26 protein-coding genes and 3 pseudogenes are annotated in these 26,648 nt (G+C 66.4%); 17 read left to right on the forward strand and 12 right to left on the reverse strand.

Going from position 1 to position 26,648, the window contains the following annotated elements:
• The first annotated feature begins 7 nt into the window (after positions 1-7).
• Both FCN77_RS00510 and FCN77_RS00515 read left to right on the forward strand, forming a co-directional pair.
• Positions 8-1,753 carry a biotin carboxylase N-terminal domain-containing protein gene (locus tag FCN77_RS00510; RefSeq protein ID WP_137320657.1) on the forward strand — a complete coding sequence of 582 codons (1,746 nt, stop codon included), beginning with the start codon at positions 8-10 and terminating at the stop codon, positions 1,751-1,753.
• Between the two features lie 102 nt (positions 1,754-1,855).
• Positions 1,856-2,236 (forward strand): nuclear transport factor 2 family protein, encoded by a 381-nt coding sequence (locus tag FCN77_RS00515; RefSeq protein ID WP_137320658.1) that lies wholly within the window; start codon positions 1,856-1,858, stop codon positions 2,234-2,236.
• 57 nt (positions 2,237-2,293) lie between these two features.
• Here FCN77_RS00515 and FCN77_RS00520 read toward each other — a convergent pair whose 3' ends face one another.
• The 4 genes from FCN77_RS00520 to FCN77_RS00540 form a co-directional block, all read right to left on the reverse strand.
• A complete protein-coding gene (locus tag FCN77_RS00520; RefSeq protein ID WP_137320659.1) occupies positions 2,294-2,797 on the reverse strand; it encodes a hypothetical protein in 504 nt (167 codons plus the stop codon).
• Between the two features lie 13 nt (positions 2,798-2,810).
• On the reverse strand, positions 2,811-3,293 hold the full coding sequence (locus FCN77_RS00525; RefSeq protein WP_137320660.1) for a substrate-binding domain-containing protein: 483 nt from the start codon (positions 3,291-3,293) through the stop codon (positions 2,811-2,813).
• A 345-nt stretch (positions 3,294-3,638) separates the two neighbouring features.
• Positions 3,639-4,673 carry a LacI family DNA-binding transcriptional regulator gene (locus tag FCN77_RS00535; RefSeq protein WP_137320662.1) on the reverse strand — a complete coding sequence of 345 codons (1,035 nt, stop codon included), beginning with the start codon at positions 4,671-4,673 and terminating at the stop codon, positions 3,639-3,641.
• A 97-nt stretch (positions 4,674-4,770) separates the two neighbouring features.
• The gene (locus tag FCN77_RS00540) at positions 4,771-5,136 is read right to left on the reverse strand and encodes a helix-turn-helix transcriptional regulator (RefSeq protein WP_137320663.1); all 366 of its coding nucleotides are present in this window, start codon (positions 5,134-5,136) and stop codon (positions 4,771-4,773) included.
• Positions 5,137-5,543: 407 nt separating this feature from the next.
• On the opposite strand from FCN77_RS00540, the gene FCN77_RS26510 reads away from it, so the two are divergent.
• The 3 genes from FCN77_RS26510 to FCN77_RS00555 are packed head-to-tail and all read left to right on the forward strand — an operon-like array spanning position 5,544 to position 7,298.
• Positions 5,544-5,912 (forward strand): hypothetical protein, encoded by a 369-nt coding sequence (locus tag FCN77_RS26510; protein ID WP_254678782.1) that lies wholly within the window; start codon positions 5,544-5,546, stop codon positions 5,910-5,912.
• 5 nt (positions 5,913-5,917) lie between these two features.
• Positions 5,918-6,625 (forward strand): PAS and ANTAR domain-containing protein, encoded by a 708-nt coding sequence (locus FCN77_RS00550; protein WP_137320664.1) that lies wholly within the window; start codon positions 5,918-5,920, stop codon positions 6,623-6,625.
• Positions 6,626-6,683: 58 nt separating this feature from the next.
• A complete protein-coding gene (locus FCN77_RS00555) occupies positions 6,684-7,298 on the forward strand; it encodes a TetR/AcrR family transcriptional regulator (RefSeq protein ID WP_175417094.1) in 615 nt (204 codons plus the stop codon).
• Positions 7,299-7,305: 7 nt separating this feature from the next.
• On the opposite strand, the gene FCN77_RS00560 is transcribed toward FCN77_RS00555, so the two are convergent.
• On the reverse strand, positions 7,306-8,328 hold the full coding sequence (locus tag FCN77_RS00560; RefSeq protein WP_137320665.1) for a bile acid:sodium symporter family protein: 1,023 nt from the start codon (positions 8,326-8,328) through the stop codon (positions 7,306-7,308).
• A 102-nt stretch (positions 8,329-8,430) separates the two neighbouring features.
• Positions 8,431-8,625: a YegP family protein gene (locus FCN77_RS00565; protein WP_137320666.1), complete on the reverse strand. Its 195-nt coding sequence runs from the start codon at positions 8,623-8,625 to the stop codon at positions 8,431-8,433.
• A gap of 227 nt (positions 8,626-8,852) precedes the next feature.
• Here FCN77_RS00565 and FCN77_RS00570 point away from each other — a divergent pair, with 227 nt between their 5' ends.
• On the forward strand, positions 8,853-10,550 hold the full coding sequence (locus FCN77_RS00570; protein WP_175417095.1) for a diguanylate cyclase: 1,698 nt from the start codon (positions 8,853-8,855) through the stop codon (positions 10,548-10,550).
• 35 nt (positions 10,551-10,585) lie between these two features.
• Here FCN77_RS00570 and FCN77_RS00575 read toward each other — a convergent pair.
• Positions 10,586-10,813: pseudogene (locus FCN77_RS00575) on the reverse strand (SulP family inorganic anion transporter); the annotation flags it as partial.
• Between the two features lie 6 nt (positions 10,814-10,819).
• A complete protein-coding gene (locus FCN77_RS00580) occupies positions 10,820-11,926 on the reverse strand; it encodes a GTP pyrophosphokinase family protein (protein WP_137320668.1) in 1,107 nt (368 codons plus the stop codon).
• Positions 11,927-12,126: 200 nt separating this feature from the next.
• On the opposite strand from FCN77_RS00580, the pseudogene FCN77_RS00585 reads away from it, so the two are divergent.
• The 7 genes and pseudogenes from FCN77_RS00585 (at position 12,127) to FCN77_RS00615 (ending at position 19,256) form a co-directional block, all read left to right on the forward strand.
• Positions 12,127-12,920, forward strand: a pseudogene (locus FCN77_RS00585) (alpha/beta hydrolase).
• Between the two features lie 83 nt (positions 12,921-13,003).
• Entirely contained in the window at positions 13,004-14,359 is a 1,356-nt protein-coding gene (gene nhaA / locus FCN77_RS00590; protein WP_137320669.1) for a Na+/H+ antiporter NhaA, read from the forward strand.
• Between the two features lie 109 nt (positions 14,360-14,468).
• Positions 14,469-15,841: pseudogene (locus tag FCN77_RS00595) on the forward strand (rhodanese-like domain-containing protein).
• A 69-nt stretch (positions 15,842-15,910) separates the two neighbouring features.
• Complete coding sequence (locus FCN77_RS00600) at positions 15,911-16,921, forward strand: carbohydrate kinase (RefSeq protein WP_254678783.1); 1,011 nt, start codon at positions 15,911-15,913, stop codon at positions 16,919-16,921.
• Between the two features lie 38 nt (positions 16,922-16,959).
• Positions 16,960-17,487 (forward strand): YbhB/YbcL family Raf kinase inhibitor-like protein, encoded by a 528-nt coding sequence (locus FCN77_RS00605; protein ID WP_137320671.1) that lies wholly within the window; start codon positions 16,960-16,962, stop codon positions 17,485-17,487.
• A gap of 63 nt (positions 17,488-17,550) precedes the next feature.
• Positions 17,551-18,369: an HAD family hydrolase gene (locus tag FCN77_RS00610; RefSeq protein ID WP_137320672.1), complete on the forward strand. Its 819-nt coding sequence runs from the start codon at positions 17,551-17,553 to the stop codon at positions 18,367-18,369.
• A 68-nt stretch (positions 18,370-18,437) separates the two neighbouring features.
• Complete coding sequence (locus FCN77_RS00615) at positions 18,438-19,256, forward strand: glycerophosphodiester phosphodiesterase (RefSeq protein ID WP_137324578.1); 819 nt, start codon at positions 18,438-18,440, stop codon at positions 19,254-19,256.
• On the opposite strand, the gene FCN77_RS00620 is transcribed toward FCN77_RS00615, so the two are convergent.
• From FCN77_RS00620 to FCN77_RS00630, 3 genes are all read right to left on the reverse strand, one after another.
• Complete coding sequence (locus FCN77_RS00620; protein WP_137320673.1) at positions 19,162-20,700, reverse strand: bifunctional diguanylate cyclase/phosphodiesterase; 1,539 nt, start codon at positions 20,698-20,700, stop codon at positions 19,162-19,164. The two genes, FCN77_RS00615 and FCN77_RS00620, sit on opposite strands and share 95 nt — an antisense overlap.
• A complete protein-coding gene (locus FCN77_RS00625; RefSeq protein ID WP_137320674.1) occupies positions 20,690-20,893 on the reverse strand; it encodes a hypothetical protein in 204 nt (67 codons plus the stop codon). The genes FCN77_RS00620 and FCN77_RS00625 overlap by 11 nt, the downstream gene beginning before the upstream one ends.
• A gap of 107 nt (positions 20,894-21,000) precedes the next feature.
• On the reverse strand, positions 21,001-21,996 hold the full coding sequence (locus FCN77_RS00630) for a hypothetical protein (protein WP_254678784.1): 996 nt from the start codon (positions 21,994-21,996) through the stop codon (positions 21,001-21,003).
• 177 nt (positions 21,997-22,173) lie between these two features.
• Between FCN77_RS00630 and FCN77_RS25765 the strand changes: the two genes are divergently transcribed.
• Positions 22,174-22,329, forward strand: a complete 156-nt coding sequence (locus FCN77_RS25765; protein WP_175417097.1) for a hypothetical protein — start codon at positions 22,174-22,176, stop codon at positions 22,327-22,329.
• A 61-nt stretch (positions 22,330-22,390) separates the two neighbouring features.
• Here the strand turns inward: FCN77_RS25765 and FCN77_RS00640 are convergent, their stop codons facing one another.
• Positions 22,391-24,034, reverse strand: a complete 1,644-nt coding sequence (locus FCN77_RS00640) for an ATP-binding protein (RefSeq protein ID WP_254678785.1) — start codon at positions 24,032-24,034, stop codon at positions 22,391-22,393.
• Between the two features lie 93 nt (positions 24,035-24,127).
• Here FCN77_RS00640 and FCN77_RS00645 point away from each other — a divergent pair, with 93 nt between their 5' ends.
• From FCN77_RS00645 to FCN77_RS00655, 3 genes are all read left to right on the forward strand, one after another.
• A complete protein-coding gene (locus FCN77_RS00645) occupies positions 24,128-24,499 on the forward strand; it encodes an STAS/SEC14 domain-containing protein (RefSeq protein ID WP_137320678.1) in 372 nt (123 codons plus the stop codon).
• Between the two features lie 89 nt (positions 24,500-24,588).
• The gene (locus FCN77_RS00650; RefSeq protein WP_137320679.1) at positions 24,589-25,398 is read left to right on the forward strand and encodes a class I SAM-dependent methyltransferase; all 810 of its coding nucleotides are present in this window, start codon (positions 24,589-24,591) and stop codon (positions 25,396-25,398) included.
• 102 nt (positions 25,399-25,500) lie between these two features.
• Positions 25,501-26,625 (forward strand): glycerate kinase, encoded by a 1,125-nt coding sequence (locus tag FCN77_RS00655; protein WP_137320680.1) that lies wholly within the window; start codon positions 25,501-25,503, stop codon positions 26,623-26,625.
• The last annotated feature ends 23 nt before the right edge of the window (positions 26,626-26,648 follow it).

Genomic DNA, 26,648 nt, shown 5'->3' on the forward strand with positions numbered 1-26,648 from the left:
GTAACTGATGCGCAAGGTCCTGATCGCCAACCGAGGCGAAATCGCCGTCCGGATTGCCCGTGCCTGTGACGACGCCCGGCTCGAATCCGTCGCCGTATATGCGGACATAGATGCCGATGCCATGCACGTCGGCGCTGCCAGCGAAGCCTTCAGCCTGGGCGGTAACTCCCCGGCGGACACCTACCTCAACATCCCCAAGCTGCTCGACGTGGCGGCCAGGGCCGGAGCGGACGCCGTCCACCCCGGCTACGGCTTCCTTTCCGAGAACGCCGACTTTGCCCAGGCCGTACTCGATGCCGGGCTGGCCTGGATCGGCCCCACCCCGGAGGCCATCAGGCAGCTCGGCAACAAGATCACTGCCCGCGAGATCGCCGTCCGCGCCGGTGCGCCGCTGGTGGCCGGCAGCGACGGGCCCGTGGACACCGCTGCCGAGGCCCGCACCTTCGCCGAGGAGCACGGCCTGCCGATTGCCATCAAGGCAGCCTTCGGCGGCGGCGGCCGCGGGCTGAAGGTGGTCCGGAACATGGACGAGATCGAGGAAGCCTTCGATTCCGCCGTCCGTGAAGCCGTGGCGGCCTTCGGACGCGGCGAATGCTTCGTCGAGCGCTATCTGGACCGTCCGCGGCACGTCGAGGCGCAGGTCCTGGCGGACACGCACGGCAACGTCGTGGTGGTGGGAACCCGTGACTGCTCCCTCCAGCGCCGGCACCAGAAGCTGGTGGAGGAAGCACCCGCCCCGTTCCTCAGCGACGATCAGCGGAAGCAGATTTACGACGCAGCCAAGGCGGTCTGCCGCGAAGCGGGCTACTCCGGCGCCGGCACGGTGGAGTTCCTGGTCGCGGCAGATGGCACGGTTGCATTCCTTGAGGTCAATACGCGCCTTCAGGTGGAGCACCCCATCACCGAGGAAACCACCGGGATCGACCTGGTCCAGGAGCAGTTCCGGATCGCCGACGGGGACCCCCTGCGCATCACCGCGGACCCCGAGCCCCGCGGCCACTCCTTCGAATTCCGGCTCAACGCCGAGGATGTGGGGCGCGGGTTCCTGCCCTCGCCCGGAACCATCGAAGAGTTCGCGGGCCCCACCGGCCCCGGCATCCGCCTGGACACCGGCGTCCGCTCGGGCTCGTTCGTGGCGCCGCAGTTCGACTCACTCCTGGCCAAGCTGATCGTCACCGGCGCGGACCGCCAGCAGGCTCTTCGTCGCGCCCGCCGCGCCCTTGCCGAAATCAGCATCACCGGCGTGGCCACCGTGCTGCCGTTCCACCGCGCCGTGCTCGAATCACCGGACTTCACGTCCGAAACCGGCCTGGGCATCCACACCCGCTGGATCGAAACCGACTTCGCGGACCGCATCCCTGCCGACCCCGGCTACAGCACCGCCGTACCCGACGGCGTACGCCGCACCATCACCGTCGACGTGGACGGCCGCCGGCTCGCCGTGGGCCTGCCCGCGGACCTGCTGGACGGCTGGGCCCGCTCGGGCGGGGCCCTTCCTGCCGGGGTCTCGGTAGATTCCGACGGCGGCAGCGCCGCCGATCCGGGGGAGTTGCGCGCGGACATGGCCGGAACTGTGGTGAAGTGGCTCGTGGAGGCGGGCGCCGAAGTTTCGGCGGGGGACGCCGTCGTCGTGCTTGAGGCAATGAAGATGGAGACCCAGGTGACGGCGCACCGCGACGGTACCGTGACGGGTATCCGCACCGAAGCCGGCGGCGTGGTTACTGCCGGAGCCGTGCTGGCCCTGATCGGGTAGCTGCCCGGCTGGCTGCGTGAGGCGAGGAACACTGTGGTGCAGGCCGGGGTTCAGGAGGACAATGCAGAAACATAGCAGCCCTCCAGGAGTCAGGCCAGAACCGTGGATGAACCCAGTGCAAACGAAAAGGTAGTCGACCGGCTGATCGCCTGCATCAATGACCGCCGCGTTGAGGTCATGGACGAGCTGTTCCATGACGACGCAGTGATGCACTGGCCGCAGTCCGGTGAGCTGGTGCGCGGCGCCGAAAACCGGAGGGGCATCTACAACGCGTTCCCCCAACTGCCCACCATCACGCCGCGCCGGATCCTCAGCGGCGGGGATCTGGTGGTGGCCGAGGCTTTGCTGGATTACGGCGGACCGCAGTATGAAACGGTGTTCATCTTTGAGTTCCGGGACGGCCGGATTGCGAAGGAAACGGCCTACTGGAGTGAGGCCTTCGACGCACCGGAATGGCGCGCACAGTGGGTTGAAAAAACCTAGGGGAGACTCCGGGCCGCACCGGAAGGCTCACTGCCCGTCACGGCAGGATTCGCCGGATCACGGCCGGTGAATGTCGACGCCTGAAGCGGCCAGAGCAGAAAGGAACCGCTCCTGGCGGTCTTGATTTCCAAGGCTCAGCAGATATCCGTGGCCGGAATCGAGCTGGACCGCCGGCCCGGTGTCCTGGATGATTCCCAGCCCGAAGGCGCCGAACCGCAGCCCGAATCCGTAGCGCAGGCCGTGAATCGCCGCGGGAGTGGCCCGCCGGATCGCTGTTACGGGGATCCGGCGGCGATAGAAGGGGAACCAGCGCAACCGCACTTCGTTTTCGCGGACCTGGATCCTGGAGAATCCGAAGCCGAGGATCCCGATAAAGGCTGCAGCACCGCCAAGGAGCACGGCGACCGACGGGTCAGTACGCAGCGCACCGGTGGCGAACGCGGCGAGCAGGCTTCCTGCCAGCAGGATGAAGGTGCCGCCGATGATGGCGCGCGGCAGCCGGCCGTAGAACATCCGGCCCGAATCGAAGAGGATGCCCGCGTCCCGTGGTGTCGTCCCCATCAGATCATCCTCATCAGGCCGATTCTCGGACCACCAGCTCGGTGGGAAGGGTGATGGCGGCGGGCCGCTCGCCGTCGATGACGGCCAGGAGGAGCCGGACCATTTCCGCGCTGATCCGTTCAAACGGCTGCCGGACCGTGGTCAGCGTGGGCACAGTGGTGGAGGAGACCTTGATGTCATCGAACCCGGCGACGGCCACGTCTTCCGGTATGTTGGCGCCGACGATCCCGGAAATGATGCCCTTCCTGGTGGCGTGCGAGGAGACCAGGAGGACGCCGTCCACATGGCCGGCCGTCAGGAATTCGGTGGCCCGGCGCTGTTCGTGCGGATTGACCCGGTACCCGGTCTTCTTGATGGCGGCATTCACGGCTGCCAAAGCCGGTGGACTGACCCAATGCCCGCCGCTGTGAACCCGGGAAACCGTGCCACGCGAGACGCCCGCTTCCCTGGCGACGTCGTCGATCTTGGGGCGGTTTTTGGCGGGAGTCTGAGACATGGCTAAAGCCTATCCGGGGCCAGGCCTTTACAGGCCAGGGCGGAAGCGCCCTGGTTGAGTAGGCCGTTCAGGCCCACCGTGACGGGGAACAGGTGGTCGTCCCCGAGCATGACGGCCGGGCCGCTGCGGGTCCCGCCATCACCCGCAACGCCTTTGGCGGCGATACCGCCTGGTACGTATCGACCAAGCTCGACGGCGGCGACCTCACCGCAGCACCGCCACGGATAATTTCACTTTCCTCATCAACCGCCCGTCAGCTCGAGGAGCGGCTCAATGCGGCCGTCCGGGACCTGCAGGACGTCGCAGCCCGCACGCGCCCCCGGGGGATCTGGTGTGACCCGGAATTTAGCCGCCTGACTCGACCGCGGCCTGCCCGCCCACGGTGGACTCACGCGGCACCAGGCGGAATGCCGACTCGACTTCGCGGGGAGGCCCGCCGTCGGGGTTCTTGATCCGCTCCATAAGCAGCCGGATGGCGGTCCCGGCAATTTCGTCCCGCCCAGGGTCCACGGTACTGAGGGTCGGCAGGGAATAGCGTGTCTCGTCCAGGTCGTCGAAGCCGATCACGGCGACGTCATCCGGGATGCGGTAACCCGCTTCCTGGAGCACGCGCATGGCACCCTGGGCAAGGGTATCGTTGAGGCCGAAGACAGCGTCGAATGTGGCCCCCCGGTCCAGCAGCTCATGCATGGCCGCCGCCCCGTTGGAGCGGTGCCAGTCCTGGACATAGGAAACGATGCCGTCGTCGTACGGGATTTTCCGGGTTTCCAGCGCCTCCCGGTAACCGCGCAGGCGTAGGCCGGCGGAACCGATCACCTCGCCCTGATGCGCGCCCACCACCGCTATCCGCTTGCGGCCCAGGTCAAGCAGGTGCTCTGTCGCGGCGCGGGCCGCAGCAACATTCTGCATGGTCACGTGGTCCGAAGTGCTGTGGAAGATCCGCTCACCCAGCAGGACAAGCGGTACGTCGGCGCGGATGAGTTCGGCATCGTCCTGGCCCAGTGCCAGCGGGCTGAAAATCAGCCCGTCCGTCATTTTCAGGCGGGGGTTGGCCATCACCTCGAGTTCGCGGTCGCGGTCCGCCCCGGTTTGTTCGATCCGCACCACCAGGCCCTGTTTGGCGGCGGCTTCGATGACGGAATCCGCCAGCTCGGCGAAGTAGGGCAGCCGCAGCTGGGGGAGCGCCAGCGTGATGGCGCCGGCGTGCCCGGACCGGAGGCTTCTGGCCGTCAGGTTGGGGCGGTAGCTCAGGGCAGCGATGGCCGTTTCCACCTTGGCCCGGGTGGTGTCCCGCACGTGCGGATGGTTGTTGATGACGTTTGAGACAGTCTTGATCGAGACTCCCGCCAGGCGTGCGACGTCGTGAAGCGTTGCTGCCATGCCGCATTCCCCCGTTGTCGTTTTCCTAGGGCAACACCCCATGCCCGCACCGAGTTTACAGCGGGCCGCCGGCGTGACGCCGCCGCCAGCCGTACAGCTAGCGGACCGCTGTTTCCCTTGCGGATTCGTCCAGTGCACTCAGGGTCAGGCGTGTCGTTTGCAGCACAATGCCCAGCAGGGAGTGGGCTGCCGTGAGCAGGCTGCTCACTTCGGGGCAGGACAGTTCGTAGAACAGCCGCCCGTCCTGACGGGAGGGTGTGATCAGGCGCTGGCGGCGGAGCACGCCGAGGTGCTGGGACAGATTTGAGGGTTCGAGGCCTGTGTCGTCGCGCAGCCGGCTGACGGCCACGGGGCCGTCTGCGAGCATCTCCAGGACCTGAATACGCGCAGGATGCCCCATGGATTTGAAAAGTTCGGCCTTCACGCCACTGGGGACCAGAGCTACGGGCAGATCATCCTTCATCAGGCCTCCCTCCTTACATCCAATGTGCAGCGCCAGACTGATGTCCAGCGGTCAAGGCCTAGGGCAGACAGAAAGGTCTGTCTCGCACGCCCCCTATTTATCGCGGTGCTGAGGTACATCGTAGCCCCTGGATGTGTCCCGGCGGGCGGGTAATTTTCAATCTGCGGCCGCCCCTTGCGCAGACGGGATGCGTAGTTCAGACTTTCATGAATTCATCAATTCGAACCGGCCGTTCACAGGCGTCCGGCACCACAACGATGGATTCAGGCTGCTTCCGCTGACAACGGCGTCACCGGGAGTGGCGTGATCCCAGGTCTCAGGAGGGTTCAATGGCAGGCATGTTCGAACTATTCACAGACTCGGACGATTCCTTTAGATTTCAACTGACTGCTCCGGACGGAACAGTCATGGCACTCTCCAAGCCGTTCCCGGACAAACCCGCCGCTGTGGCTGGGATCGCCGCGGTGCGCGAGTATGCCGGGATGGGCTTTGTCACCGAGATTCCGGCACCGGAGGTTGAACGCACCGCCGGCGCGTTTGCAGTCCTGTCGACTCCCCTGGCGGACGTGGCAGGGGATGTTCCAAGCGAAGCTGGGGAAAAGCGCAAAGTCCTCCCGGCCGGATCGGTCAGCCCGTCCCGGCAGCCGAAGACCCGGATCACCTCGGCGGCCCGTGCCCTGGGCGGGCGGGCGGCGAGCCGGAAGCAGCAGATCCTGGTCCGGTGGCGGCAGTCCCTCAGGCCGGAAGCCGCCGTCGCCGGTTTCCGTCCGTGCTGAGTGCCATGGCCGCACCGAAAGCTGCTCAGCTGTACCCCAATACCCTTGCGCCGGCGGATTGCCTCGCGGGCACGTTCCGCTTTGACGCTGCCACAGGCAAGCTGCACTGGTCGGAGGAGCTCTACCTCATTCACGGCTATGGCCGCGGGGAGATCGTGCCCACCATTGACCTGTTCCTGTCGCACAAGCATCCGGACGACCGTAGCCGCGGCCGGGAAATCTTCAGCCAGGTCCTGACGCAGGGCGGTAGCTTCTTCAGCTTCGACAGGCTCATCGACGCCCGCATGCGTGAGCATCGGGTCCTGACGGCGGGGGAGGGCATACTTGGCCGCGACGGCGGCCTGAGCCACATTGACGCCTACGTTATTGACCTCACCAAGACCCTGCAGCGTGAAACGGAGCAGTTTGCCCGGGAGGCCGTTGTGGCGGCCAGCGCGAGCCGGAGCACTATCGAGCAGGCCAAAGGCATCCTGATGGGAGCACTCCATATTGGTTCCGAGGAGGCCTTCCGGCTCCTGGTGAACTACAGCCAGCACCGCAACATCAAGGTGGCACGGGCAGCAGCGGATCTCGTGGGGCTCGCCAACAACTCCAAGGATCCCACCCTGTTGGACGGCTTCGTCCAGGCGCTTAACCGTGGTCCTGTCCGGCACCGGTCCAGGATCATCGGTATGCACCGCCATCAGGGGAGGCGGCCCCAGCGCTCCCTATAGCTCAGCGCGCCCGGTTAATCCGCGCTCACTCGGTTCCGCATGTAAAATTTCTTCCACAATGACTGCCGAAGACGCCAACCGTTCCACCTTGTTGCCCGCCCAGGCGCTGTCCGGCCGGGATGATCCCGTGGACCGGATCCTTGCCGCCGCTTATGAGCTGTTTTCCCGCCGCGGCATCCGCGATGTGGGAACCAACGAGCTCATCAGCCGCTCCGGCGTGGCCAAAGCGACGTTCTACCGGCATTTCCCCTCCAAGGACGCCCTGGTTTTGGCCTTCCTGGCGCTCCGTGACCAGGTGTGGACCGTAGACCTCATTGTCTCCGAGGCCCGCCGGCGCGGCAGCACTCCCGAGGAACAGTTGCTCGCGGTGTTCGACGTGTTCGGCGACTGGTTCCACCGCGACGACTTCGAGGCCTGCACGTTCATCAATGTCCTGCTGGAAATGGGCCCGGAGCATCCGCTGGGGAAGGCGAGCATCGGTTACCTGAGCCGGATCCGCGGCCACATCCAGGCCCTGGCCGAGGAAGCCGGGCTGCAGCGCACCGAGGAGTTCGCCCGCTCCTGGCACATCCTGATGAAGGGCTCCATCATCTCGGCCACCGAAGGGGACTTCCTGGCGTCCAGGCGGGCGCAGCAGATGGCCGGCTGGCTCATCGACCACCACCGCAGCTAAGGGGTGGCTAGGCGTCCTGTGCCGCGGACTCGCCCAGCGGCCGCCGGGCCAGCCACGCGGCCACGATCGCGCCCGAGATATTGTGCCAGAGCGAGAACACTGCGGAAGGCAGTGCGGCCAGCGGGCTGAAATGCGCTGTGGCCAGGGTGGCGGCGAGACCGGAGTTCTGCATGCCCACTTCGAAGGCCAGGGCCCGGCGTGCCTTGTCGTCGAGGCGCCCCACTTTCCCGGCCAGGTATCCGAGGCCCAGGCCAAAGCCGTTGTGCAGGACCACGGCGAGGAAGACGATTCCGCCGGCGGCAACAATCTTGCTGGCGCTGCCCGCTACGACGATCGCAACGATTAGGGAGATTACGACGGCGGACGCCCAAGGAAGTGCCGGCAGAAGCTTTGCCACGAGCTTCTTGAGGAACAGGCGTGCCAGCAGTCCCGCGATCACCGGCAGGAGGACAGTCTTGACTATGTCCAGGACCATGGCGCCGGCGTCGATCTGCAGGAAGGATCCGGCGAGGAACAGGACCAGCAGGGGTGTGACAACGGGGGCGATCAGCGTCGAAACGGACGCGACGGCCACGGACAGTGCAACGTCGCCCTTGGCCAGGAAGGCCATCACATTGGAGGCGGTCCCTGACGGTGCGCAGCCCACCAGAATGAGGCCCACGGCCAGTTCGGGGGGAAGGTTGAGCGCAACGGCTATCAGCCATCCGGCCCCGGGCATGATCACGTAGTGGGCGACTATGCCCAGCACCACGGCCCAGGGGCGCTTGACCACAGAGGCGAAATCGGGAGGGGTGAGGGTCAGGCCCATGCAGAACATGATGATGCCGAGCAGGTAGGGAACGCTGGGCGCCATGGGTTTGAACGCGCCGGGCAGCAGGAAGCCGGCAATCCCTGCAACCACCACCAGGATGGGGAAAACCGTCACCGCAATGCGGGCGATTTTCGCTTCCGCGGCCAGCGCGGGATTGAGCGGCGCGTCGGCTTCAGTGCCTGCCGCTGTGGTCTCGTGGGTATTAGTTGCCTCAAGCATCCAATAATGCTCACACCCGGGCGGCCAGTCCGGCCAATTCATGAACAAACGTCTGACATTTATGTCAGACTGGGCGGTCGGAAGCCCGGGTGGGTGTGGGCCCTATTCCTGTGGGCCGTCGCTGTGATCGGCGATATGTGCCGTGGCCGCGTGCTCCCGGATCTCCGTAACGCCGCACGCAGCTGCCGCGCGGTCACGATAGATGCCCGAGACGGCCAGGACGTTGCCTGCACCGTTGATGAGCCGGATGCGGACGCCGCCTTGTTCAGCGGCGACGAGTTCGAATTTTCCTGCCATGCTATTTCTCTCCCCCGGGATGGCGTGTCTGCAACGTGCCGCAGAGCTGCTCCTGGGACAAGCATAGATGACAGAAGCTGTCACATGAATTACAAAACGGTTTGTGTCAGTTGGGCATCGTCCAGCGTGGGGGGGTGCCCGGAGGGCGGCGCTGCTGTGATTATTGGTTCGTGAACAACAGGGAACCAGGGAAATCCGACGGTGGGCCGTCCGCCGCGGTGGCAGCAATGGACAGCCGGATTTTGGCAGTCCTGAACGGGGTCCCTGCCATGGTCGGCTACTGGGATCCGGAGCTGCGGAACCAAGTGGCCAATGACGCGTACGTGGGGTGGATCGGCCGGACCGCGGAGCAGATTCGCGGGCTGCACATGCGCGATGTGGTGGGTGAGGACGCATACCGCGAAGACCTCCCCTACATTGCGGGCGTCCTCGAGGGGCGGCCGCAGCTGTTCGGCAAGACGATTGTGAATGCAGCCGGCCAGAGGCGCCACGCCCAGGTTTCCTACGTGCCTGACCTGCGGGACGGGCAGGTCAGCGGTTTCTTTGTCCTCATCACTGACATTACCGACAGGATCGTGGCTGAACGCAGGGAGCATCGTGATGCATCCCGCTACCGGGCATTGGCCAGCAGCATTCCGAGTGTTTTTGTTCTGCTCTTCGACTCCGACCTGCGGTACATCATCGCCGAAGGCCAGGAACTCGCCGCATTCGGCCACACCCCCGCGGAACTGGAGGGGCGGACCATTCACGAGGCATTGAGCCCGCAACTTGCCGCGGAGCTCGAGCCGCGCTACCGCGCGGCGCTCGCCGGGGACGAGGTGACGTGGAAGCGAAGTATCGGACACCGGACATTCAGCCTCACGGCAAGGCCGGTCAACTCGGAAGAAGGAATAACGGCAGGCCTGGTTGTGGCGGTGGATGTCACCGAACGGCTGCAGCGTGAACAGACCTGGGCGGCCCTGCACGAGATAGCGACAGCCGTCGCCAGAAGTGTGGCGCCCGTGGACATTGCGGAGCGGGTTGCTGCGATCCTGCAGCGCCTGTTCTCCGTCGACTCCGCCGCCGTTGTGCGGTTCACCGGTGCCGGTAGTGCAGACATTGTTGCCATGGCGCCGGGGCTGCCGCCTGAGATCAAGCGGGCGCAGGATTTCGGCCCGGAGGACTCATCCGCTGTGGCCCGGGTGGCACTCACCGGGAAGCCGTCCATCGTGAACTACCGGCACGACGATGGCCGCGTTGGTGCGCAGTTGCTCGCTGGAGGCTTCCGAAGCGGTGCCGCTGCGCCAATCCGCGTCCACGGCGAACTGTGGGGAGCCGTGGCGCTGACCTCGCGTTCCGTTGACGGGGTCACTGAACCGATGCTTGACCGGCTGGCCGAGTTCGCCGAGCTGGTGGAGATTGCGATTGGCAACACCGAGGCCTGGGCGGCCCTGGAGCACAATGCCAGCACGGACAGTCTCACCGGACTGCTGAACCGCCGCGCTTTTGAGGCGGGCCTGGCCCTTGAACTGGAGAAGGCCCGGCTCCACGGCACCCCGCTCAGCGCGATCGTTTTGGACGTTGACCGCTTCAAGACCGTCAATGACACCTTCGGACATCCCGCTGGAGATGATGTCCTGGTCGAAGTGGCAGCGCGGCTTCGGCGGACTGCCCGGCAAGGGGAGCTCGTGGCACGCCTGGGCGGCGAGGAATTCGTGTGGCTGCTGCCCGGAACCAGCGGCGCGGACGCCATCCGGGCCGCTGAGCGGGCCCGGCAGGCCATTGGCGCCATGGACTTCCCTGGCGTCGGAGCGGTTACCGTCTCCGCCGGCGTCTGTGAATTAGCCGATGTTGGCCGCGCCCGGCTCCTGGACCGGGCGGACCGCGCCCTTTACCAGGCCAAGAAACAGGGCCGCAACAGGACGGTGCTGTACCGGCTCCCCTAGTTAAGCCTGCCGGCCAGCCGTTCCCGCATCAGGGCCGTGGCGGCAGAGATCATGGCCGGCCTGCCGCCCACAAAGGAGATGGTGACGGCCATGGCAGAGGACGTGAAGAGCCCGATCCGGGGGTCCACGCCGGCAATCACGGAGAACGCAACGGCCTCCGGGATAAGGGCGAGCGCCACCACCAGTCCGGCGAGGGCCTCGGTCTTGAGGCGGCGCGGGGAACGGAGGGTAGCCCGGACGGACTGGAGTTGTTCGGGCTTCATGCGTTCCTATTGTTGGGTCTGGCGATAGCGCTCGATCTGCTTCAGCCGCCGCAGGAGGCTGTCGCGCCGGGGGTGCGGGACGGCGTCGGGCGCCTCCGCGGTGAGGTCGATGTGTTTGGTGCCGTACTGCCACAGCAGCAGGTCATCCAGCAGCCGGTCGGGCCCGGGGGAGTACCGGTGGTCCAGGGCCTTGCGGACCTCGGTGATCCGGTTGGCACTGAGCAGCCCTGCAAGCTGTACGGTCTGGTTGAGGCCGTGGGCGGCCATCAGTTCGGCTGCCCAGCCCCAGTCATCGTCCACTTTACGGTCCACGTGGGGCAGGAGCGTCCGCCAGACGTCGCGGATCCGGTTGGGCGTCAGCTGCGCGGCACCTTCACCGTCCATGTCCCAGTAGCCGCGGACTTCCTCGTAGCGTTCGTGCAGGTCCGCGAAGGCGCCCTCCACGGTTTCCAGCATGGCGGCCGTGGCCGTGAACTGCCGGTCGAAATGCGGTGTCCAGGCGCGGGGGTCCTCGGCCTTGAACCGGATGTCGTGCTCGATCTCGCTCCAGGCGTGGGCAAAGACGGTGCGGATCTGGCATTCGAAAAAGTAGCTGCCGTTGGGTTGGGCGTCCGCGTTGAACACCTGCTGGTAGTCCTTGACGGCCTCGTTCTGGATGGTCCGCAGGATCAGGTGGCGGCTGGAGTAGCCGTAGGTGCCGGATTCGATGGAGCCGATGTCCTTCTCGCGGTCGCCGCGGCAGTCAAAGAGCTGGCGCTGGCGCTTGATGAGGTTGGCCACCACGGCGTTTTCTGCCGGGAGTTTGGTGATGACCCGGACGCCCACCATGTCATTGAGGGTCCGGAACGGGTCCGGGAACTTCAGCACGGGCGGGCCGCCGGGTTCCAGCGGTTCTTCCGTGCGCGAGATCTTCTCCCTGAAGGACTCCACGGTTTTAGTGCGGCCGGTGACGAACAGGGGTGTCACTTCGGTGTCCTTCAGCATGCTCCGCAGTGAGAGCAGGACTTCGCGCGTGACCAGTTTCAGGGCAGGGCGGACCCGTTCGTAGAGCTCCACGTTTTCCTGCACGGACTCGCGCAGGCCTTCGTCCAGGCGGTCCCAGTTGCTAGCCATGCTTCCAGCTTACGGGTGGCCTACGACAGCCGCGCGGGGTGACACTCTGTGGCTGTTCTGTCCGTGGCCCAAGGTAGGCTCGGCATATGGCTGATAGGCGGCGCCGGACCCTGCTTACCCGCGGGCTTCCCGGCGCGGCAGCAGCAGTGACACTGGGGGCACTGTCCGCTTCCTGTTCGTCGGGCCCGAAGGAGGACGCAGTGAAGCGGCACAAGTACCAGTACGGCGATGACCCCAGCCAGTGGGGTGAGCTGTTCCTGCCCGAGGCAGCAGTGGCACGCGGCGTGGTGGTGGTCATCCATGGCGGCTATTGGCGCTCTCAGTACGGTGCAGAGCTCGGCGAACCGCTGGCGCGGGACCTCGCCATGCACGGAATGGCGGCCTGGAACCTGGAATACCGGCGCGCAGGCAACGGCGGCGGCTGGCCCCACACCTTCGAGGACGTGCTGGCCGGAATCGACAAACTCAGGGACGTCGCCGCCGCCCACGGGCTGGGCCTGGACAAGGTCGTGGCCCTGGGCCACTCCGCCGGCGGCCATCTCGCCGTCTGGGCGGCTGGCCGGGACAGGCTCGCGCAGCTTGGCGCGCCTGACGCGGACCGCCAGCTGGTCCGGAAGAACGACGGCGGCGCCGTGCACCTCACCGGGGTGGTCAGCCAGTCCGGCCTCCTGAACCTGGCCGCTGCCGACAAGCTCAACCTCAGCAACGGCGCGGTCAGTAATCTCCTGGGCGGTTCGTCCGGAAAGTACCCGAAACGCTACAAGTACGCCGACCCCATGAGCGCGGTCCCGCTGCGGATCCCCGTTTACGCCGTCCACGGCAGCGACGACGAGGATGTGCCCGCCAGCCAGTCCGAGGCCTACGCCGGGGCTGCCAAGGCCGCGGGGGTCCCGTCCAGCTGCTGAAAGTGCCCGGCGACCACTTCTCGCTGATCGACCCCAAAACGCCGGCCTACCGGAAATGCCGGGACCTGGTGCAGGAACTCCTGGGCTGAGCCGGCTTTCCCCTACACTGGATAAAGGTGCGCCGGGAAGTCTGGTCGGCATGATTTTGTCGACTCAACGTTTAGGACGCTTCATGAGCCACACACCTACGCCCGGCCCCGACGCCAAGCCGCGCTTCACCGTCCTTGGCTACGGCAGCTACGCGGAATCGCTGCGCATCGGCGAGATCCTGCGCAAGGAAACGGTGGGCGGCGCCCTCCTGGTGGCCGCCGCCGTCCTCGCACTCATCTGGGCAAATTCACCGGCCTCCGACAGTTTCTTCGCGTTGCGTGACTTCCGGATCGGCTACGAACCCTGGCACCTCGACCTGAGCCTGGGCGCCTGGGCTGCAGACGGGCTGCTGGCCATCTTCTTCTTCCTGGTGGGCCTGGAACTGAAACGCGAGTTCGTGGCCGGCGACCTGCGGCAGCCCAGCAAATCGGTGGTTCCGGTGGCCGCCGCGGCCGGCGGAGTGGTTGTCCCGGCGCTGATCTACGCCGCAGTCAACATCTACAGCCCCGAAACCCTGCGCGGGTGGGCCATCCCCACGGCCACGGACATCGCGTTCGCAGTGGCCGTACTTGCCATCATCGGCTCACACCTGCCCAGCGCCCTGCGCATCTTCCTGCTCACCCTGGCAGTGGTGGATGACCTGATTGCCATCAGCATCATCGCGTTCTTCTATTCCAGCGACATCCAGCCCGCCCCGCTGCTGCTGGCCCTGATCCCGCTGGGGCTGTACGCCTTCCTTGCCCAGAAATACCGCCGCTTCTTCGGTGCCCACTTCATGGCCGCCTGGGCCATCCTCCTGCCGCTCGGCATAGCCACGTGGGCGCTGGTGCACGCCTCCGGCATCCACGCCACGGTGGCCGGCGTGCTGCTGGGGTTCGCCGTGCCGGTACTCCGCTCCAAGGCCAGCGGGGGTCCTGAAGCGGGTCCCGGCCTGGCGGAAATCTTCGAACACCGGTTCCGCCCCATCTCCGCCGGAGTGGCCGTTCCCATCTTCGCCTTCTTCTCCGCCGGCGTGGCCGTAGGTGGCTGGGAAGGACTGGGTTCGGCCCTGGCCGACCCGGTGGCCCTCGGTATCATCCTGGCGCTGGTCCTGGGCAAGCCGCTCGGCATCATGGGCACCACGTGGGCCATCACCAAAGCCACCAGGGCACGGCTGGACGCCTCCTTCAAATGGATTGACGTCTTTGGCGTCTCGCTCCTGGCCGGGATCGGCTTCACGGTGTCCCTGCTCGTCGCTGAACTCAGCTTCGGCCCGGGAAGCCTGCACGATGACCACGCCAAGGTGGGGATCCTGGCGGCGTCACTTCTCGCCGCGATTCTGGCCACGGTGGTGCTGCGGGCTAGGAACCGCCAGTACCGCCAGGCAGAAGAGCGTGAGCAGGTCGACTCGGACCACGACGGCATCCCGGACGTCTATGAGCACGGGAACCGCCTATGAGCACGGGAACCGCGGACGTCCGGACGGTTGTCCGCATATACCCATAGGGGTATAATCCGACTGTAAGCAGGCACGCTGGCCCGACGGGGCCGGGCCGTTGGAGGAAGCCATGGACGTCGTCGTCATCGAGACCCCCAGCTGGGGGACCGGAGCTACCTGGTGCATGACGGTTCGGTGGCACTCGTCATTGATCCGCAGCGGGACACGGACCGGGTGGAAGCCGCCGCCCGCGACGCCGGCGTGAAAATCACCCACGTTGCCGAAACCCACCTGCACAACGACTACGTCACCGGCGGACTTCTTCTCGCCAAGGCCCTCGGCGCCAGGTACCTGGTGAACTCGGCGGACCCCGTGCAGTTCGAGCGCGAAGCCATCGCGGACGGCCAGACGTTCAGCGTTGGATCACTGACGGTTAGGGCCCTCGCCACCCCGGGCCACACGCACACGCATCTGTCCTTCATCGTGGAGGACGGCGAACAGCAGGCCGTCTTTTCCGGCGGAAGCCTCCTCTACGGCTCGGTGGGCCGCACCGACCTGGTTGCCGAGGCTGACACCGTGGGCCTGACCCGGGACCAGTACGCTTCCGTGCGCCGCCTCGTTGCGGAGGCCCGGCCTGACGCCGCCCTCTTCCCAACGCACGGCTTCGGCTCGTTTTGCTCGGTTGGCCCTGCCACGGGCGCCGGCTCCTCCACCGTCGGCGAACAGCTCACCGCCAATCACGCCCTGACGGACACCGATGAGGACCACTTCGTCCGGGAGCTCATCGCCAACCTCACGGCCTACCCCTCCTACTACGCGCACATGGGTGCCCAAAACGCCAAGGGGCCCGGCCCCGCAGACCTCGCGGTGCCGGAGGCGCTCGACGCCGCCGAGCTCACCCGCCGCCTTGACGAGGGCGAATGGGTGGTTGACCTCCGCCGCCGCATCGCCTTCGCCAGCAGCCACCTCAAAGGCAGCGTCAGCTTCGAATACGGCAGCGGATCCAGCTTCACCACGTACGTCGGCTGGGTGCTGCCCTGGGGTGCAAAACTCACGTTGGTGGGGTCGCGAGAGGACGTTGAAAAAGCCATCCGCGACCTCTCGCGCATCGGCATCGACTCGCCGGATGCCGCCGTCGGGACGGAACCGCACGCGCTGGCGCCGGAGGCCGCCGTCGCGTCCTATCCGCGCGTGGGCTGGGACGGCCTGCTGGCCGGCCGTGCCGATGGCGAGGCCGTTGTTGACGTCAGGCGTACCGACGAGTTCGCGGCGTCCCACATCACGGGGGCGGTCAATGTGCCGCTCCATGAGCTGCTGATGCGCCTGGACGAAGTCCCCGGCGGCAAGCTTTGGATCCACTGCGCCACAGGCTACCGCTCAGGTGTTGCCGCCAGCCTCCTGCAGCGCGCCGGCAGGGACGTGGTCCAGATCGATGCGAAGTTCGGTGACGCCGAAGCCGCCGGCGTGCCTGTGGACGGGGCGGACCTGCGGCCGGCCGGTTAGCACCCGCCTCTGCCTTTTTCCGGCCATAACGGAGGAGCGCCGCACCGCGTTCTCTGGCAGAGTATGACCATGCTCACTGTTATTGGCGAAGGCCTGGTTGACGTCGTCCAGCGGTCCTCGGGGATCGAAGCCCACGTGGGCGGCAGCCCCCTGAACGTGGCCGTGGGACTGGCCCGGCTGGACCACCCCGTGCAGTTCATCGGGCGCTTCGGCCGCGACGCCTACGGAGAGGCCGTCGCCGCCCACCTCAAGTCCAGTTCGGTGCTGGTCCCGCAGGCCCCGGACGCCCTGCCCACCAGTGTGGCCACCGCCCTGATCGACGACGACGGCGCGGCCACCTATACGTTCGACCTCGCCTGGGAGCTCCCCGGCCTCGCGGACCGGCTGCCGTTCACGCTGCAGGGCACCACCCTGGTGCACACCGGTTCGATTGCCACAATGCTGGCGCCGGGTGCCGCGGAGGTGCTTGCCGCCGTCGAGCATGCCCACCCGTCCGCCACCATCAGCTACGACCCCAACTGCCGCCCCAGTATCATCACGGACGTGGACTATGCACGCGTGCAGGCCGAAAAGTTCGTGGCGCTCGCGGACGTGGTGAAGGCGTCCGACGAGGACCTCGAGTGGCTCTACCCCGGCGTGGGCGTCCTGGATTCGGCCCGGCGATGGCTGACCCTTGGCGGCTCCGCCGGACCCGCCATGGTGGTGGTCACACGCGGGGCGGCCGGTCCCTGGGGCATCACCGCAGCCGGAGAAACCGAGTTTGCCGCCCCCACTGTGGAGGTGGCGGACACGGTTGGCGCCGGGGATTCCTTCATGGCCGCGCTGATTTCCGGCCTGGTGGACCGCGGCCTGGACGGTGCGCAGAACCGGAAGGAACTGCACGAAATGCCGGCTGAAACACTCCGTGAACTGTTGGCGCACGCAGCGTGGGCTGCGGCCGTGACAGTGTCCCGTCCGGGGGCCAACCCGCCCACCAGGGCAGAGCTCAACCACCTGGAACTCGAAAGCCTGGAACGCGCCGCCGCAGCGCTCGCCGGTGACGAGCCCGCCGGTGACGAGCCCATGGGGGCCGACCAGTAACCGGGCCGGCTCCGCCACTAACTGAAAGGCTGCAGAAGATGTCCCGTCACGATTCCCCTCCCGCCCGCAGTGCTCCGTCCCTGCACCTCAGCAGCGAGTCCGTCCGGGAAGGCCAGACACTGCCCCCTGCCCAGCGCAGCGGCAAGATGCGTGCCGGCGGCAAGGACGAATCGCCGCAATTGAGCTGGAGCGGGGCGCCGGCCGGAACCAGGAGCTACGCCGTGACGCTGTTCGACCCGGACGCCCCGGGCCGTGGCGGATTCTGGCACTGGGCCATGCTGGACATCCCCGCCGACGTCACGTCGCTGCCCGCCGGAGCAGGCGCCGAAGGCGTACGCCAGCTGCCGTCGGGCGCGCTTCAGCTGAAGAACGACGCCGGTTTCCACGGCTACGTGGGCGCCGCGCCGCCACCCGGACACGGGCCCCACCGGTACGTCTTCACGGTCTACGCCCTGGACGTGGAGCACCTCGGGCTCGACGCCGGATTCAGTCCCGCCAAGCTTGAGCCGAAGCTGTCCGCACACTCCCTGGGGCACGGGACGATCACGGGTATCTTCGAGCGCTGAGGCCAAACTCGCGCCGCCGGGCTCAAGGGCACACCCGCCGCGGCCCCCACGTAGACTGGCTGTATGCGGCTGGTAGCAAGTGACATTGACGGTACGATCCTCGGGCATGACGGCAAGATCAGTGATCGCACCATCCGCGCCTTCCACGCGTGCCGCGACGCAGGCGTCGAACTGGTGTTCGTGACCGGTCGCCCGCCCCGCTGGCTGCACCCGCTGGAGGACCAGCTGGGGCATTCCGGAACGGTGATCTGCTCCAACGGCGCCGTAGTGTGGGACCTTGAGGACGGCCGCCTGGTCTCGGCCCGCGCCCTCAGCCTGGACGCGGTCTTCGAAGCGCGCCGCATCATCAAGCAGCTGCGGCCTTCGGCACTGTTCGCCGCGGAAACCCTTACCGGATTCCACCTAGAACCCGGCTTCATCGAAAACGACTCCAGCGAACTGCTGTCCGAGTTCACCCCGGCCCCGCTGGCCAGCACGCTCACGGCGGACGACGCCGTGGTCAAGTTCCTGGCAATTGTCCGCGAAGGCACCGCCGACGAATTCCTCGCCGAAGTCTCACAGTCGGTGGCGCACATCGCATCCGCCACGCACTCGGCACCTACCGTGGCAATGCTGGAGCTTGCACTGCCCGGCGTCAACAAGGCCGTCACCCTGGCCGAATATGCCGCCTCGCTGGGGATCGACGCGGCGGACGTGGTTGCCTTCGGTGACATGCCCAACGACATCGAGATGCTGCGCTGGGCAGGCGACGGCTATGCCATGGCCAGCGGCCATCCGGAAGCCATCCGCGCCGCGGGCCAGCAGGCACCGCACTTCGACGACGACGGCGTGGCCCAGATCCTCGAAGCCAAACTCGCCGAACGTGGCGTGAAGCCCGCCTAGATGGGCGCCCGGGAGTGACCGAGCCGCTGCCGTTCTTCGCCGCCGGCGGTCCAGCGGCACGCATTGCCATGGCGCACCGCGGATATTCGCCGGACGGACTGGAAAACTCCATGGCCGCGTTCCGGGCCGCCGTCGAACTTGGGTACCGGTACCTTGAGACAGATGTCCACACCACCGCCGACGGCGTCCTGCTGGTTTTCCACGACCCCTCGCTGGACCGGGTCACGGACGGGCAAGGCCGGATCGCTCGGCTCCCGGCAGCTGCGGTGGCCCGGGCCAGGATCGGCGGCCTGGAGCCCGTCCCGCTCTTTGCGGAGCTGGCGGCGGCCTTCCCCGGCGTCCGGCTGAACCTCGACGTCAAGGACTGGGGTTCCGTGCCCAGCCTCGCGGCCGCCATTGAGCAGTACGGTGTCCACGACCAGGTGCTGATTGCCAGTTTCTCGGACCGGCGGCGCCGGGCTGTCCTCAGGCTCCTGAGCCGCCCGGTGGCGGGGTCGGCGGGAATCGTTGCCAACGCGCTGTTCACCGTACTGGGCCCGGTGCTTCCGGCTGCGGTTTTGCGGCGAGTGCTGCAGGGCGTGCACGCGCTCCAGGTGCCGGTCCGCTACGGTGCCGTGACGGTGGTGACCCCTGGCTTTGTCCGCCGCGCCCACCGGCACGGACTGCAGGTCCATGTGTGGACCATCAACGATCCCGCGGAAATGAACCGGCTCCTTGATCTCGGCGTGGACGGCATCGTCACCGACCGGGCGGACCTCCTCAAGGCCGTGCTCCAGTCCCGGGGGAGTGGGACTAGCTGCTGCCGTGTGAGGCGCGCTGCGCGTCCAGCACTGCCGCGAAGTCGTCGGCAGAGACCGGTCGGCCAAAGTAGTATCCCTGGGCGCTGATGCAGCCGATGCTGGTCAGGTGCTCCGCCTGCTCCGCGGTTTCCACCCCTTCCCATACGGCTTCGAGGCCGCAGGCGCGGATCAGCTGGAGAATCGCGGCAATCAGGGCCGGCTGGGCCGGGTCCGTCCCCAGGTCCTTGAGCAGGGAGCGGTCCACCTTCACCTTGTCCACGGGAAGCCGGCGAAGGTAACTGATGGAGGAGTAGCCGGTGCCGAAGTCGTCGATTTCCAGCCCCACGCCCAGCTTCCGCAGGCTGTTCAGGGAGTACCGGTCCAGCTCGTTGCCGCTGACGATTGCCCCCTCCGTCAGCTCCAGGACCAGCAGATCCGGGCTGAGCTCCGCACCGCTGAGTGCCTCCCGCACCTCCTCAATGAATTCGAGGCGCTGCAGGTCCGTGGGCGAAATGTTGATTCGCATGGAGAATTCGTCGCCCACCCTGGCCTCTGCGCGCCAGATCCGGAGCTGTTCGACGGCGGTGCGAAGGACCCAGCCGCCCAGCTCGGAAATCAGCCCGGCGTCTTCCGCGAGCGGGATGAACTCATCCGGCATCACCATTCCACGGGCAGGATGCTTCCAGCGGACCAGGGCTTCCGCGCCTTCGATCCTCCCCGAAGCTAGTTCAACCACGGGCTGGTAGAAGAGCACCAGCTGCGATTCCGTGATTGCCGTTCGCAGGTCCTCTATCAGCTGGCTCCTCAGCTGGCGGGCGTGCAGCATGGCCGGTTCGAAGACCTTAAGCCTGTTCCGGCCGCCGGCTTTGGACGCGTACATGGCCACGTCGGCTTCCATAAGCAGCTGTTCCGCGCTTTGGCCGGCTCCGCCGATGCACAGCCCCATGCTGGCGCCGCAGTGGACGGCATCGTTCTCGAGCTCCACCTGGTCTTCCATGGCCGCGAGGATCCGGTTACCCACGCTCGCGGCACGGGCCAAGGTGGTGGCCGGCATGAGCACGGCGAATTCATCGCCGCCCAAGCGCGCCACGGTGTCCGTGTCCCGGACTGATTCCCTGATTCGCTCCCCGACGGCGGTCAGCACCTGGTCTCCGGCGGCGTGGCCTAAGGTGTCATTGATCCCCTTGAACGCATCCAGGTCCAGCAGCAGGACCGCAGGCGGCAGTCCGCCATCTTCCGTCCCGGCCAGGGCTTCGTTCAGGGCGCTGACCAGGGCAACACGGTTCGACAGGCCTGTCAGCGAGTCCGTCAATGCCATCTCCCGCATTTCCAAATGCGCTTCGTTGAGCAACCGGGTGCGGAGTTCCACCCGCTGTTCAAGCTCCTGGTACATGATCTGCAGGTCCTCGGCAAGGAGGTTGGTGCCCATGATGACCGCATCCAGTTCATCCCTGGCGGGGGACACCTCGATCCTGGAATGGAGTTCCCCGGCAGCAAGGCGGACTATGCCGTCCAGCAGCTTGCCCAGGCGCGGGTCGCCGTCAGTGAACATATGCATGCTCCTGCAACCAGTTGACGGCCCCGGCCTCGGAATTGAAGTAGCGGGCCGGACACGACTTGAAGTCGCCGCCGAGGATGAAGTGGGCCAGGATGCGGTCCACGGGTGTCTGGCCCAGCAGCGTCCGTGCCGCCACTGCAGTGACATTGCCGATTTGATCCTGGATCAATCCCAGCGGCTGAGACATTCTTCCCCCGACTCTAAGAGACAAGGCTTTTGGCCTCTCTTGGCGCCACCCGGCGTCCGGTGATGCTGAGACTAAAAATACACGCTCCAGCCGCCGGTGGGGACCTGTCAGCCCTCGCCACCCGCAAACGCACGGACCTGGGCGCTCCGTTCGGAGGCTGCCGCGTCATCAAAGAGCGCGGCAGCGTCCTCGAGCCTTTGCATCCCCTCCGCGTGTTCCCCGCTGGCCAGAAGGGCCTTTCCCAGCAGGAATGACGCTTCCCCTGCTGTCTGGGCCGCCAGGATCCCGGCCTTGGTGCACAGCGGCCTGAGCAGGCTGATGGCCGTATCCATATCGCCGGTCAGGAAGTGCCAGTGTGCCCTCGCAAAAGACATCTCGAGCAAGTCGCGGCCGCTGCCGCCCACAACCTCCGTGGCCAGTTCTGCCCGCTCGATGCAGCGCAGGGTGGCGGGTTCGATGAGTTCCGCCTCAAGGCGCATAACGGCGGATGCGCGGTTGAACCGCGCCCAGAGATCAACGTCCTTCGAGGGCGACAGCCACTCGGCGGCCATGTCGTGGTAGCGGCCGCCGTCAGTCAGCCTGCCAATGAGGAACGCCACGTTCCCAATGACCCAGTAGGCCTTGCCCGCAGTATCCTCATCAACCAAATCCGTGAGCAGCGACTCGAGGAGCAGGCACTGGGTCCAGGCCTCATCCAGGCGGCGGCTTTCGGCCAGGCCCGCAATGAGGGCGCGCTGCGCCTCGATGTAAAGGTAGATGTCCTCCGGCTCGCCAGCCACCAGCCGGGCAGCACTGGTAGCTGCGGCGACGGCTTCCGGAAGGTGGCCAAGCCCCTGCTGCGCCACGGCAAGCAGGGTGTAGGCGCGGGCTGCCATGGACGGATACTCCGACGACAGCGGATCATCCGCGAGGAGCTTTGCCAGTTCCAGGCACTCGGGGATCGATCCCTCGTCCCGGAGGCACTCCGCCCGAAGGTAGTTCATGGTCCAGGCTCCGGACCGGTCGCCGGCTTCCAGCGCCAGTGCTGCGGCTTCTGACGCCCTCGCCTTCGCGGTGGTGTAGTCGCGGTTTTTCCAGCTTTCGCGCGCCTGCAGCTCAGCCACTACGTAGGGTGACAATTTCCGGGGACTCGGCATTCGTCAATTATCCACCCGCACGGCATCTTCCACAGTCACCAACGCAATATTCCAGTCCTATTACGACCCTTCTTATTGAGCATTTGACCGTATACTGTCAAGCGTAATGCTAAACCACGCTCAATTGATTGAAAGGACCAACGGATGAAAAAGTTTGCCGCGACATTCCTGCTCACCGGCCTCCTGGCAGTAGCAGGATTTGCTGCGCCCGCTACGGCTGACCCGAAGTCGGACACTACCGTCAGCAGTTCCAGCAAGACGACGGTAACGCAGTCCTCAATCGGTTGGTGGCCCAACTAGCTCGACCTTCCAGGCTGCCCCCGGATTTCTGATCCGGGGGCAGTTACTTTTAACGGCCGTATTACGGCCCGGAAACGGGTAGCTGCACCGAAATAGTGGTGCCGTGACCGAGCTCGGACGCCACCTCCATGTGCCCGCGGTGTGCCTTCACAATGTCGTGTGCAATGGCAAGCCCCAGACCGCTTCCGGGGACCGCAGTGGACGTTGCATTGGAAGCACGGAAAAAGCGGGTAAACAGATGCGGAATTTCTTCCTCCGGGATACCCACTCCTGTGTCCCTGACGTCAACATTAACTCCCGGAGTCCCGTCGGTCATTGTCTCAATGCGACAGCCGACAACGATGCTTCCGCCGCGTGGCGTGAATTTGATGGCATTTGAAACCAAGTTTGTAAATACCTGTTCAAGTTGCACTTCGTCGGCCGTAATGGTGGGATCACCGCCGTCGAGATCCAGGGTTATGGAGACGTCTCCCAGCTCCGCGAGGGGCCGCAGCGCCACCGTGACGATCTGCAGGGTGTGTCCCAGCCGCACGGGTGCCAGGTGCAGGCTGGCGCCTTCGTAGTCCTGCCGCGAAACGGTGAGCATGTCCTCGATCAGCCGGCGCAGCCGTTCGGAGTTCCGCACGATGATGTCCAGCATGCGGTCAACGTCGGCGGGTACCGGGCCGCCCACCCCGTCCTGGATCATGTCCAGGTAGGCGGAGATGGAGGTCAGCGGAGTCCGCAGCTCATGATTCACCGTGGCCAGGAAGTCGGTCTTTGCCTGGTCGAGCTGCCTGAGCTGTTTTACTACCTGCTGCTGGGCGCTCATCAGATGGCTTTGGATCAGCCCGTAGGCAACGTTCCCGGCAACGTGCTGGATCAGCGAGATTTCGGTGCGTGTCCACTCCCTCGGCTCGTCAAGCTGAGCAATCCAGATGACACCAAGGGAGGACTTTCCTTCCCCCACCGGAACAAAGGCGGAGGCCCGTGGGCTCATCTGCTGTGCCCACGCCTCCAGTTCCTTGTCCCCGGCGGACCAGTCGAGATGGTGGTCATTCACGGCAAGGACTTCCGCATCGGACCAGAGGTGGTCGGCCACGCGGCGGGCGGAGTCTTCGTGGATTCCGAGGCCGGACGTCAGCGGCATCAGGTCCGCACGGTGCCACTGGGCCGAGATTCGGGGCACGCGGTGGTCGTCGAAGGTCGTAAAGATGACGCGGTCGGCGCCGAAAGTCTCGCCGAATCCCCGGACGAGGTAGTTGGAAATGAGGTGGGGATCGTGCGTTGCCCGGACAGCGGCTGAAACGTTGCGGAGCTGTTCGCGCAGCCGCTCGGCGCTTTGCCGCGCATCGGATCGCTGGGCAGCCCGGCTGATCAGGACGTCCGCCCGGTGGATGAGCTCGGCCGGTGAGGCTGGCTTGGCGATGTAGTCCGCCATGCCGAGACTCCGGACGCTGTCAGCCTCCGCTGCTTCGTCTTCCAGATCGATCAGGAGAAGCAGCGGGGCTTCCACGGGAAGTCCCGCAAGGGATTGATCCACGACGACGATACTTGGGTCGCGCTGGTCCAGCAGGGCAGCGAGGCTGTCCCGGCTGGACGCCTGTGAAACGGCAAAGCCCGCGGCGCCCAGGGCTGCCGAGGTCGCGGCGAGGCGCCCGGCATCCGGGTCCGCCACGATGGCCGTGCGTGGTACAAGTGACTTCTCCGCCGATTGTGTTACCACACTGCCCCCTTCGGTCGCGGTTGAGTACATTGTAGGGTGACATGAGTCGCACGCATCCAGTGCGGGCTAACCCTGGCTGGAGAAAGGGTGGAAATGTCCGGATATCGCGAGGAAGGTACGGAGGCAGGCCTGACGCTGGGGGCCGACGGAATGCTCCGGCTGAAGTGGCCCAGGGGTGCCGTGAATACCGAAGCTGATGCCGAGCGCGCCATGCTGAAGGTCAACCAGCTGTGCGGCGAAAACCGGCATCCCATGTTGGTGGACATGGCTACGACCGCCGACGTCAGCCGGGGCGCCCGGTCGGTGTTCGGACGCCCGTGCCAGGCGTCCCGGATCGCGTTGCTTGGGTCCTCGCCGGTTGATCGGGTCCTTGCCAACTTCTTCCTGGGAATCAATGCAGTGCCGTGCCCTACCAGGTTCTTCACGTCCGAGCAGCAAGCCATCGCCTGGCTTGCCGTGAGCTGACGGCACTAGGAGTTCCTGCATTAAGGGGGCCCTGCACAAAGAGACAGTGCATTATGAGCCGGGACGGCTGCTGCACTTATATTGGGACCATGCTGTCCGCCCTGAAGAAGTATCTGATGGTCCCCAAGCTCATGCGGCTGTCCGCGGGGGCGCCCACGGACCACCATGTGGCGTGGGACCTCTTCTGGTCCAAAGTGAAAACCACGGGGGCGGCTGGCGACGTTCTGTGGGACGCCGGCACCGACAGCGAGATGCAGGGCTACGTGGAAAGGCTGACCCGGCACCTGGACGCCGCACTCCCCGTAGTGGATGTGGGCTGCGGCAACGGCAGCTTCACCCGCCGGCTCGCCGCGCACTTCCCGTGCGCCGTGGGAGTGGACGTTTCCGCCCATGCCGTCCAACGTGCCACCGCCGAGTCCGCCGGAACGCCGGACGTCACCTTCGCTGTCCGCGACATGACGGAGCCGGGGGCCGGGAGCCGACTGGCGGAAGAGTTTGAAGAGCTGGGCGGAACAGACGGGGCCAACGTCTTCATCCGTGGCGTCCTCCATGTCCTGAACGAACGGGACCGCGGCGCGCTGGCCGAAAACGTCCGCAGCATCGCGGGGCTGCGGGGCCGGGTATTCCTCGCCGAGACCGACTTCCGCGGAAACGCAATCGAATATGTGTCGCATCTTGGCGCGACGCCCCGCTCCATCCCCGCTCCCCTCGAAGGTGCCATCCGCGGGCTGCCGATGCCCGGGCACTTCGGCCCGAAGGAGCGGAAGCTGGCCTTCCCGTCCGACCGCTGGGAGCTGATCGAGGACGGCCCCACCGTGATCGAGACGGTGCCGTTGTCCGATCCAACGCGGGCGGACCAGATCCCCGGATATTTCGCGGTGCTGAAGCCCCGGAACTGACCCCGCCGCCCGCCCTTTCATTACGGACCGGGCTTCATATGCCCTGCGGGTTTCATTACGATACGGCAAGCGCTTTCCGGGAGTTACTGGCAGGATAGACCCATGCGCATTCTCATCGCCCCGGACAAGTTCAAAGGATCCCTGACCGCCGCCCAGGCAGCCAGCGCCATCGCCGAGGGGGCGCTCCGCGTCTACCCGGATGCAGTGGCCACCCAGTTCCCTGTAGCCGACGGCGGCGAAGGCACCCTTGAGGCGGCCGTCGCCGCCGGCTACGAGGAACGGCTCAACGCCGTCGTCGGTCCCATCCTGGCACCCACCGGCGCGGCCTGGGCCATCCACAAGGATTCCTTCGGCGGGGCCACCGCGGTGATCGAAACGGCCCAGGCGTCCGGCCTTGCGCTCATGGATCCGACGCCCGAAAACGCCCTGCGGGCCCACAGCTACGGCTGCGGCCAGCTGATCGCGGCCGCGCTGGACGCCGGCGCCACCGAGATCGTGCTGGGTGTCGGCGGATCGGCCATGACCGACGGCGGCAGTGGGGCCCTCCGCGCCCTGGGTCTGAAGCCGATGGATGGGGCCGGGAATGTTGTCCCCCTGGGCGGAGGTTCCCTGGCGGACGTTGCAAACATCGACCACTCTGGCCTCGACCCCCGGTTGGCAACCGCAAGAATCCGGATTGCCGTGGATGTGCAGAACCCGCTGTTCGGAACCGACGGCGCGGCGCACGTCTTCGGCCCGCAGAAAGGAGCCGACGCCGACACTGTTGAACTGCTCGACGCCGGGCTCCGCAACTGGGCATCCGTGCTCCGCCAGGCAACCGGACGCGATGTCAACGTGCCCGGCGCCGGAGCGGCGGGCGGATTCCCGGCGTCGTTCCTTGCCTTCAGCGGTGCCACGCTGGAAGGCGGATTTGCCCTGGTGGCCGGTCTGACAGGCCTGGCGGCCCAGCTGGCGGAGGCTGACCTGGTCATCACCGGCGAGGGCTCCATGGACGCGCAGTCGCTGACGGGCAAGGCTCCCATTGCCCTGGCGGACGCGGCACGCGAACGCGGGATCCCGGTCATTGTGGTGGCCGGCCGCATCCTTGTCACCCCCGAGGAACTGGCGCACCACGGCGTCGTGGCCGCCGCGCAGCTGCTGGACGTCGCGGCCAGTCCGGAAGACGCCGTCGCCAACGCCGCAAAGTATCTCGCCTGGGCCACCAGCCAGGTGCTCGAAGGCGCCTAAAGGCAGCCGCAGGAGCTAAGGGG

Source organism: Arthrobacter sp. 24S4-2 (assembly GCF_005280255.1).
GTDB lineage: Bacteria > Actinomycetota > Actinomycetes > Actinomycetales > Micrococcaceae > Arthrobacter.